This is a genomic window from Nitratidesulfovibrio oxamicus, from assembly GCF_015731765.1.
In the GTDB taxonomy this organism is placed as follows: domain Bacteria; phylum Desulfobacterota; class Desulfovibrionia; order Desulfovibrionales; family Desulfovibrionaceae; genus Cupidesulfovibrio; species Cupidesulfovibrio oxamicus.
In genome coordinates this window covers 1-6826 of record NZ_VRYY01000091.1, presented here as the reverse complement: position 1 = coordinate 6826, position 6826 = coordinate 1, and the positions used below count along the sequence as shown (strand labels likewise).

Genomic DNA, 6826 nt, shown 5'->3' with positions numbered 1-6826 from the left:
CGCGCCGGGGCTGGTCGGGCCGGGGTCTGACGGGCCTCCCGCATCTCCCGCACCTTCCGCCCACACGCGGCATCCGATCCCCCCGCAACCCCAATGCACGCCGCCTGTCGCACGCCGCACGCCGCGCCTCGCGCAGGCCCTCCCCCCTGCTGCGGCAAGCCCCTTGAACTTCCTGATTCTTTCCGCTACACCTCGGGCTGAGAATTGGGAAATTGCGCACAACCCGCGCGCGTTCCGCGCCGGGGCACCAGAAGGAGGCTGTCATGGATTTCGCATGGTTCATCGCGGGTATTCTGGGCGTGGCCATCGCGCTGCGCTACATCAAGTGCACCACCCCTAACGACCCGCACCACCACTAGACACGGTTTTCGCCCTCAAGGGCATGCGGCCTGCGGCGGGTTCACGCCCGGCCAAGGCCCGCGCAGGAAACGGATGGCCAAGGCCGTCCGTTTCTCGTTTTTCGCCGTTCCTCCTGCTGCCGTCTCAAGACGCTCCACCCCGCACCGCCCGGAGATGCCGTCCGGAAACGACGCCCCTGCTCCGCCCGTCCCGCCCGTCCCGCCCGTCCCGCCTGTCCCGCCTGTCCCGCCTGTCCCGTCAATTCCGCCAATTCCGCCTGCCCCGACCGGAGTGGCATGGCGGTTTTCGCCGCCGCCACGGCATGGACGCAACGCCCCCCATGTTTCACCGTGACCTGGGTCACGGACGTGGCCGCCGCCACCGGGCAGGGTGACGGCGGGCTGCCGCCGTTGCATCCGGCGAGCAGCGCCCTCCACTGTCGCCTGTCCGACGGACAGCGGCGTCCACATGGCGCAGGGTTGCCGCGCACCGAAAAATCGTCCGCCCTTTACTGCCCCCGGCTTCCCTTCGCCCCCCAGGCCCCGACCCCGTTTCGACAGCCGATAGCATGCCCAAAAGTCCCAAGGAGCATTCCGTGCCGCATTCACCGTCCCGCCTGCCATCCCCCGCCCGCGTCCGCCTTGGCGTGCAGGCCGCCTACGCCCTGTTCCTGCTGTATGCCGGTTGGCGTTTTTTCCTCTACGTGCGCTGGGCCATGGGCGAATCCGAAGATTTCGTGCCCAAGCCCCCATCCGTGGAGGGCTTTCTGCCCATCAGCGCGCTGATCGCCTTCAAGCGGCTGCTGGTCACCGGCCAGTGGGATCCGGTGCACCCGGCGGGCCTGTTCATTTTCATCGCCGTGCTGGCCATGGCCGTGCTGCTGCGCAAGGGCTTTTGCGGATACATCTGCCCCGTGGGCTTCGTCTCGTCGCTGCTGGCCCGGCTGGGCACGCGGCTTGGCATCGCCCGGCGCACCGGGCCGCGCACAGCGCGCCTGCTCTCGCTGCCCAAGTACCTGCTGCTGGCCCAGTTCGCCTGGATTTCCGTGGTGTCCATGGACGTGCAATCCATCGAGGGCTTCCTGCTTTCGCCCTACAACTTCGTGGCGGATACCCGGATGCTCCAGTTCTTTCTGGCCCCCAGCAATACCGCGCTGACCGTGTTCGCCGTGCTGGGCGTGGGGTCGCTGGTGCTGCCCTACTTCTGGTGCCGGGTGTTGTGTCCGTACGGCGCGCTGCTTTCGCTGCTGGCGCGCCTTTCACCGGTGGCGGTGAGGCGCGACCCGGCAGCCTGCACGGACTGCGGGCGCTGTTCGCGCGCCTGTCCCGCCGCCCTGCCCGTGCAGCGTCTGGAGCGCGTCTCGTCCGGCGAATGCGTGGGCTGCACGGAATGCATTGGAGCCTGCCCCGTAAAGGGCTGCCTTTCGGTGACCCTGCCCGGCAAGCGCCGCCTTCCCGCGTGGTCCATCGCCGCCGGGTGCGTGCTGGTGCTACTGGCGGCCTGGGGTGTGGCGCAGGCGCTGGGCATGTGGGATTCCCCCCTGCCTCAGTCCATGGCCCGTCGTTTCCACCTGATGCTGCGGGCAGGCATGATTACCCACTAGGGGGCCGCTGCTTCCCTGAACATCCTACGCGTTTGCGTTGCCCGCGCACGCGACGCGCGATCCGTGCCGCACCCCGGCGCCCCGTCCGAGCAGGTTCGGGGGGCCGGGATGCCTGCGTTCCGCATCCGTCTCCATGCGCTTGCCCCGCCTCTCCCGCACAGCAGCAGAGCAATGCTGTGCCGCTGCAACCCGGCACGGCCCTGTGCCGCCCGTTCCGCTCGACGAAAGCGCCGCCCTCTTCCTTCGCAGCCCCCTGCCGCAGCATTGCGGCATCACCCCCCTTGCCATCTCCCGCTGCGATATTACATAGTTGCGCAGGCGGAAGGACGTGACGCCCCCCCCTGCGACCCGGCCCCCCGGTGAAACAGCCATCAGGCACGCGCACCATCCGCACACAGGCAACGCGCGGGCACCCCGCGCATACCCCACTCAAGGAGCACAGACCGTGACCAGTCAGATCAAGACCGCCATGCTGCTTGCCCTTCTTTCGGGCATCATCATCGTCCTTGGCGGGGCCATGGGCGGCAAGACGGGCATCATGATCGCACTGATCCTGGCCCTGGTGATGAACGTCGGCAGCTACTGGTATTCCGACAAGATCGTCCTTTCCATGTACGGCGCGCAGGAAGTCTCCCAACAGGACGCCCCCATGCTGCACGCCATGGTCGAGGAACTGGCGGCCCGCGCGGGCATTCCCAAGCCGCGCGTGTGCGTCATTCCCGAAGACGCCCCCAATGCCTTCGCCACCGGGCGCGACCCGGCCCACGGCGTGGTTGCGGTAACCCACGGCATCATGCGTATCCTCTCGCCGGAAGAACTGAAGGGCGTGCTGGCCCACGAGATCGGGCACATCGCCAACCGCGACATCCTGGTGCAGACCGTGGCCGGGGTGCTGGCCTCGGTCATCGTGTCCGTCGCCAACATGATGCAGTGGGCGGCCATCTTCGGCTTTGGCCGCAGCGACGATGAAGAGGGCGGCACCAGCCCGCTGGTGGCCATTCTGATGGCCATCGTGGCGCCCATCGCCGCCTCGCTGATCCAGTTCGCCATTTCGCGCTCGCGCGAGTACCTGGCCGACGAGACGGGCGCCAGGCTTGCGGGCAACCCGCTGTACCTGGCCGGCGCCCTGGCCAAGCTGCAGGCGTGGTCGCAGAAGGTGCCCATGCAACACGGCAGCCAGGCCACCGCGCACATGTTCATAGTGAACCCGTTCAGCGGGGCCAGCATGGCCAGCCTGTTCAGCACCCACCCGCCCATGGAAGAACGCATCGCCCGCCTGCAGGCCATGGCCGCACGGCGCTGATCGGGCCACCCGGGCCGGACAACAAGGGCCAGCCACAGCGGCGCAAGGCCGGACCGCACAACCGGGCCGTTGCCACCAGCGCCGCCGCCAGTGGCGCGCACGACGCACATCGGATATATGATGGGGCGGGGCAATGTTCCCCGCCCCTTTTGCACGCACCACACCGGGAGGCTCCGTGAGCACCGTCCATGAAGACCTCGTGTCCTTCGTCGAACAGCATGTGGACTGGCACCGCCACCTGGGCATCCGGGTGGAGGAGGTGCGCACCGGCTACGCCCGGCTGCGCCTGCCCTTCCGCGAGGAGTTCGCGGGCAACAAGTCGCGCGGCGCGCTGCACGGCGGGGTCATCTCAACTCTGGCGGACATCTGCGGCAACGTGGCCCTGTGGACCCACTTCGGCCCAAACGACCTGGTCTCCACCGTTGACATGCGCGTGGACTTCCTGCGGCCAGCGCCCTTCGCCGACCTGATAGCAGAGGCGGACGTACGCTTGCAGGGCTATCGCATCGGCAACATCTTCGTGCGCATCGCCTCCGAATCCGCGCCCGGCGTGGCTGTGGCCGAAGGCCGCATCGTTTGCTACGTGAAGCGCTCCGAATAGCACCCTCCAGCACGCCCGGTCCTCTCCGACAGCACACCTCTCCGCCCCCCCCCTTTTCCGGCAAGCCGCCCCCCACCAACGGGCAGTCCGTGCAGACTGGCAGCCCGTGCAGACAGGCAGTCCGTGCAAACTACCTGACCTGACCGGGTGGGCAGCTGAGGCCTGACGCCCAGTTTCCTCCTGCGGTCTCATACCGCGTCCCGCCCCCTTCCCGACAGTGCGCACCGCCGCACCTTGCCCAATCTGCACCATGATATGCCGCAGTCTTGTCTTTTTGCAGCGCGCGCAACACGTGACAACGTGTACGCGCAAATATAATTATCGTTGCTTTTTTTCAAAGAAACAAATTAAACATGACAAGCTGCACAATTTCACGCACTACAACGTTCAAGAGTTTTCCCCCATCCAGAAACACAAAATACAACAACCTTTGAAATATACGCCAACCAATTGCAAGGAGCATGCATATGTCCGCGTTCAGATCAATGCGTATCTTCTCCAAGCTTGCCATATCGTTCGCGGCAATCATCTGTATCATGGTCTTCATCAGCATTTTCGGCACCAACAGGATGGCTTCAGTCAACAACATCTCCACGGAAATGAACGAAATTTTCACGCCATCCATCAGATATTCCAACCGCATGATACAGCATGTCGCCATGTTCAGGCAGCTTCAGTTCCAGCATAACATCTCTACTGATGCAGCAACCATGCGCGCAGCAGAAGACGAAATGAAGGAAATCGCCGATGGTTTGGAAAAAACCATGCGCGATTATGAAAAATTGCCTCGTGCCTCCGTGGAGCAGGACAACTACGCACTGCTGAGGACCGATTGGGCCCGTTATCTCACGCTGCATGAAAATTTCCTGCAACTTTCGCGCAGCAACAAGAACGATGAGGCCCTGGCCATGATGGGCGGGGAAATGCTGACGCTGTACCAGAAGACAATCGCCACAGCCCGCAAGACCATAGAGGCCAACAACGCCAGGTCTGCCGCCGCCAGCGACGAAGGCGACCGCACCTACGCCACCGCGCGCAACATCATGTACGGCCTGACCATTGGCGCCACGCTGGTGGCCGCCGCCATAGCCCTGTACATGGGGCGCCTGATCGCCCGGCCCGTGACCGAACTGGCGTCTGCAGCGGAGCGCCTTGCCGGGGGCGCCTACGACACACCGCTGCCGCCCGACGCACTCTTTCACGGTGAACTGGTGACGCTGCATCGCGCCTTCGGCGAGATGGTCACCAAGATCATTGCCGCGCTGAAGGGAGCGGAACAGAAGTCGCGAGAGGCCGAGCAGGAGGCGGAGCGCGCCCGCAAGGCAATGGCCGAGGCAGAGGTGGCCCGCAAGGACGCGGAGGCCAAGGGCGAGGCCATCCTGTCTGCCGTATCCCGCCTGGAAGTGGTCATGGAACAGCTTTCCAGTTCGTCCACCGAACTGGCGGCCCAGGTCGAGCAGGCCAGCCGAGGAGCAGAGGAGCAGACCCGCCGCGTGAGCGAAACGGCCACCGCCATGGAAGAAATGAACGCCACGGTGCTGGAGGTGGCCCGCAACGCCACCGAGGCCTCGGACAATGCGGGCAACGCCCGCAACAGGGCCGAATCGGGCGCGCAGGTGGTCAACAAGGCCGTGCTCGCCATCAATGCGGTGCGCCGCCAGGCGGAAGCCCTGAAGGACGACATGGGGCGTCTGGGCAGCCAGGCAGAATCCATCGGCCAGATCATGAACGTGATCACCGACATCGCCGACCAGACCAACCTGCTGGCGCTGAACGCTGCCATCGAGGCGGCCCGCGCGGGTGACGCCGGTCGCGGCTTTGCCGTTGTCGCCGACGAGGTTCGCAAACTGGCCGAAAAGACGATGAACGCCACCAAGGAAGTGGGCGACTCCATCCGGGCCATTCAGGACAGCGCCCGCACCAGCATGCAGAGCGTGGACGGTGCGGTAAGCACCATCGGCGAGGCCACGACCCTGTCGGGCGAATCGGGCACGGCCCTTGGCGAAATCGTCAACCTGGTGCAGGTGGCGGCGGCCCAGGTCAACGCCATCGCCACCGCATCGGCGCAGCAGTCCACGGCCAGTGACGAGATCAACCGGTCCATAGAGGACATCAACCGCATTTCCAGCGAAACGTCGCAGGCCATGCAGCATTCGGCGCAGGCCATCGGCGAACTTGCCCAGCAAACGCAGGAACTGGAAAACCTGGTCCGCGCGTTGCGCAACGGCTGATTTGCGGAAAGGCCGGGTGCGCGATTCCCGCGCACCACCAGCCCACCCGCGACAACGACCACACGAAAGGGCGCCCGTGCCGAAAAACGACACGGGCGCCCTTTTCATGCGCAATGGAACAATGCACAAGCAACGCGGAGGTGCGGCAAGGAGCCTGCCTCCGCTCCCTAACGGTCGTCGCCCCGGTCGCGTTCAAGAATGCCGAGCATGCGGGTGATCTCGCGGCGCTTCACCTGTTCCGGTGCGGCGTCCAACGTGGCGATGTGCTTCCCCTTGGACCAGTCGCCGCCGGGTCGCTCCAGGCGGAAGGCCTGTTCCGCCCGCGCCTCGAAGGCTGCCAGCGCAGCCGGGTCGTCCAGCACCGCCGGGCGACCGAAGCGGAGCGCGCCCTCTCCGGTCATCCCCTCCGCCGTCACCAGCGGTTCGCGGTATTCCACCATCACCTTCACGTGGCGCAATTCTGCAAGCCCGGTGAACCGGCGCACCAGCGCCCCCCCGCGCCACGGCGCCGGGTCATCGCCAAAGGCCGTGGCCAGCGCGTCCCTCTCCTGAAGCAGCGCGAACGTGGCGGCGTACACTGTCATGCCCGCCAGTTGTCCGGTTGCGGTGCGCACATTGCCCGCCACCACGTCGGGCCCCGGCGCCACATCCAGCGGCCAGCGATATTCGCTGGAGGCTTCCGCCAGCAGGGCCGCCAGACGGACCGGAGCGTCGCCGCCCCCGCCGCGCGTGGGGCTGGCGTGCAGGGC

Annotated in this window: 6 protein-coding genes; 4 read left to right on the top strand and 2 right to left on the bottom strand. The window is 66.0% G+C overall.

The window, feature by feature from the left end:
* Positions 1-907 precede the first annotated feature (907 nt).
* The 3 genes from FVW20_RS04245 (at position 908) to FVW20_RS04235 (ending at position 3846) form a co-directional block, all read left to right on the top strand.
* Positions 908-1942: a 4Fe-4S binding protein gene (locus FVW20_RS04245; RefSeq protein ID WP_196608427.1), complete on the top strand. Its 1035-nt coding sequence runs from the start codon at positions 908-910 to the stop codon at positions 1940-1942.
* A 445-nt stretch (positions 1943-2387) separates the two neighbouring features.
* Positions 2388-3245, top strand: coding sequence for a zinc metalloprotease HtpX (gene htpX, locus FVW20_RS04240; protein ID WP_196608426.1), 858 nt, complete (start codon positions 2388-2390; stop codon positions 3243-3245).
* A gap of 175 nt (positions 3246-3420) precedes the next feature.
* Positions 3421-3846: a PaaI family thioesterase gene (locus tag FVW20_RS04235; protein ID WP_307831341.1), complete on the top strand. Its 426-nt coding sequence runs from the start codon at positions 3421-3423 to the stop codon at positions 3844-3846.
* A 334-nt stretch (positions 3847-4180) separates the two neighbouring features.
* On the opposite strand, the gene FVW20_RS19605 is transcribed toward FVW20_RS04235, so the two are convergent.
* Entirely contained in the window at positions 4181-4471 is a 291-nt protein-coding gene (locus tag FVW20_RS19605) for a hypothetical protein (protein WP_231038852.1), read from the bottom strand.
* On the opposite strand from FVW20_RS19605, the gene FVW20_RS04230 reads away from it, so the two are divergent.
* Positions 4383-6077 carry a methyl-accepting chemotaxis protein gene (locus FVW20_RS04230; protein WP_231038850.1) on the top strand — a complete coding sequence of 565 codons (1695 nt, stop codon included), beginning with the start codon at positions 4383-4385 and terminating at the stop codon, positions 6075-6077. The genes FVW20_RS19605 and FVW20_RS04230 overlap by 89 nt on opposite strands.
* Positions 6078-6244: 167 nt before the next feature.
* Here FVW20_RS04230 and FVW20_RS04225 read toward each other — a convergent pair.
* On the bottom strand, positions 6245-6826 hold a 582-nt coding region (locus FVW20_RS04225), incomplete at its 5' end, for a DUF4851 domain-containing protein (RefSeq protein WP_196608424.1).

Coding starts and splice junctions, on each gene's coding strand:
- FVW20_RS04245 (WP_196608427.1), top strand. CDS start 908: ATGCCCAAAAGTCCCAAGGAGCATTCCGTGCCGCATTCACCGTCCCGC.
- FVW20_RS04230 (WP_231038850.1), top strand. CDS start 4,383: ATGGTCTTCATCAGCATTTTCGGCACCAACAGGATGGCTTCAGTCAAC.
- FVW20_RS19605 (WP_231038852.1), bottom strand. CDS start 4,471: ATGGATGGCGTGAAAATTTCGTTCATTTCCGTGGAGATGTTGTTGACT.